The sequence below is a fragment of the Trebonia sp. genome (genome assembly GCF_049794275.1).
Classification (GTDB): Bacteria; Actinomycetota; Actinomycetes; order Streptosporangiales; family Streptosporangiaceae; genus Trebonia.
This window is the reverse complement of record NZ_JBARCR010000707.1, coordinates 1-2,371: the sequence shown is the minus strand read 5'-3', so window position 1 is coordinate 2,371 and position 2,371 is coordinate 1. Positions and strand designations below refer to the sequence as shown.

General features: G+C 70.5%; 2 protein-coding genes. Both read left to right on the top strand.

What is annotated here, in order from left to right; genetic code table 11:
* On the top strand, nucleotides 1-972 hold a 972-nt coding region (locus WA805_RS18775; RefSeq protein ID WP_425242978.1), incomplete at its 5' end, for a glycoside hydrolase family 3 N-terminal domain-containing protein.
* Nucleotides 973-1,060: 88 nt separating this feature from the next.
* The coding region (locus tag WA805_RS18770) for a PKD domain-containing protein (RefSeq protein WP_425242977.1) at nucleotides 1,061-2,371 on the top strand (1,311 nt) is incomplete at its 3' end.

Here is a 2,371-nt window from a genome sequence, read left to right as displayed (position 1 = left end):
ATCTTCTCCTACCCGGGCCTCACCCCGCCGGCGAGCCTGCTCGACCAGATCAGCGCCGGGGAAGCCGGCGGGGTGATCTTCTTCGGCGAGAACATCACTAGCCTGTCCCAGATCGCCGCGGTCGTCGCGCAGCTCAACGAAGCGCACGCCGCGAGTCCGGTGCGCTCGCCGTTGCTGCTGATGACTGACCAAGAAGGCGGCATCGTGCGCCGGCTCCCCGGCGAGCCTGTGCTGTCGGAAAAGCAGATCGGCGAATCCGCCGATCCGGCCGCGGAGGCCGCGGACGCCGGAGCTGGCGCGGGGGCGAACCTGGCCGGCGTCGGGATGAACCTCAATCTCGCGCCCGTCCTTGACGTGTACCGCCAGGCCGGCAACTTCGACGATGAGTTCGGCCGCTCGTACAGCATGGACCCGAACGTCTGCGCCGAATGCGGCGCCGCCTTCGTCACCGCACAGCAGAAGCTGGGCATCGCCGCGACGGCGAAGCACTTCCCTGGCCTCGGCGCGGCGACCGTGGACCAGAACACCGATCTCGGCCCGGTCACGCTGGACGTGCCGCTCGCCGACCTGCGGAGCATCGACGAGCGGCCGTTCCTGGCCGCCATCGCCGCGAGTGTGCGGCTGGTCATGACGTCGTGGGCGGTGTACCCGGCGCTCGACCCTGAGCTCCCCTCGGGACTGTCACCGACGATCGTGGGCAGGGAGCTGCGCCAGCGGCAGAAGTTCCGCGGCGTGACGATCACCGACGCGCTCGAGGCCGGCGCGATCGCGTCCTTCGGGACGCCCGCCCAGTGCGGTGTGCTGGCCGCCCAGGCCGGGATGGACGTGCTGCTGGCCTCGGCGCGTGACGTCAGCGAGGGGCAGGACACCGTGGCCGCGCTCGCTGAGGCCCTGCAAAATCACACCCTCAACCCCGGTCACTTCGACATCGCACTGCGGCGGGTGCTCGCGCTGCGCGACAGCCTGGCCTGATTATCCCGAACGTACCGTGCCGCCTCTCCCGGCCGCGTTCCTCTGTAAACGGGTTTCCGGAACTCCCGCCTATCTGAAAGTCAGTCACATGACACGCATCAGCTCATGTCGCACCTGGCGGCGGCTGCCGGGACCGGTGCTCGCGGCGCTGGCCGTCATCGCGGCGCTGACCGCCGCCCCGGTGAGCGCCGCCGCAAGCACGGGCACAGGGCCGGCCACGGAGACCTCGCTGGGGCAGGCCTTCGAGGCGGGCCGGCACATTCCGGGCTCGGACATCGCGGGCATCCGCCCGGGCACCCTGCACACCGGCACCGCGGCCGGGACCGAATGGGCGATCGCCAGCTTCACCCCGTCCGCGTCGGCTGGCAAGCAGGCAGCGGCAGGGTTCCAGGATGGCGCGGCCACCGGGGTATTCAAGTATCTCAGCGGCACGTGGCGACTGGTCACGACCGGCCCTTACGGCTGCGGCGAGGGGCTGCCCGGCACGCTGAAAACGGCGTGGGGGCTCGCGGACCCGGCGAGCTGCACCGGCACGATCGCGACGCAGCGCGCCGCCGCCAAGCGCGCGCTGTCCGCGCTCCCCGCTGCACAGGCCGGCCCGGACCAGTCGATCGCGAGCCTCGCGCTCAGCCAGGTCGGGGTCAGCGACACCCCGGCGGTGACCGGCTTCGCCCTCGACTGCGACCCCTACAGCACGCTGACGGCCGGGTTCTCCGCGAACTCGGACGGCTGCGGCTACGACGGCACCCTCAACGTCGAGGACGAGAACGAGACCTGGTGCGCGGACTTCAACAAGTGGGTGTGGGAGCAAGCGGGCGTCACCGCGGACATGAACACGCTCAACGCCGGCTCGGTCTCCTTCTACGACTGGGCCCAGCGGCAGGGCGAGCCGCTGGCGGCCGACACCGGCACCCCCGCGGTCGGCGACTCGATCGTGTTCTTCGAGCCGAGCCTGGTCGGGGTGTACGCCGACCATGTCGGCATCGTCACGTCGGTCAACCCTGACGGGACCATCGACATGGTCAACGGCGACTTCCTCGGCAGCACCAACGTCCACGTCGAGTACGACACGAATATCAGCCTGACGAGCTGGGCGACCATGTGGGGGCCCGGCGAGGAGTGGTTCATCGTCACCCCGCCCTCCGGCGCGCAGCAACCAGCGCCGATGGCGACGATGTCGGGGCCGCGCACGGCGGTCACGGGAACGGACAGTGTGTTCCGCGCAGATGGCTCCGAGCGGGGCGGCTCGGTCAGCGCGTACTACTGGACGTTCGGCGACGGGCGGACCACGAACGCCACCGGCCCGGACGTGACGCACGTGTACTCCGAAGCCGGCACCTACACCGCGTCGGTAACCGTGACCTCCAGCTCCGGCACGATCACGACGCTCACCAGGAAC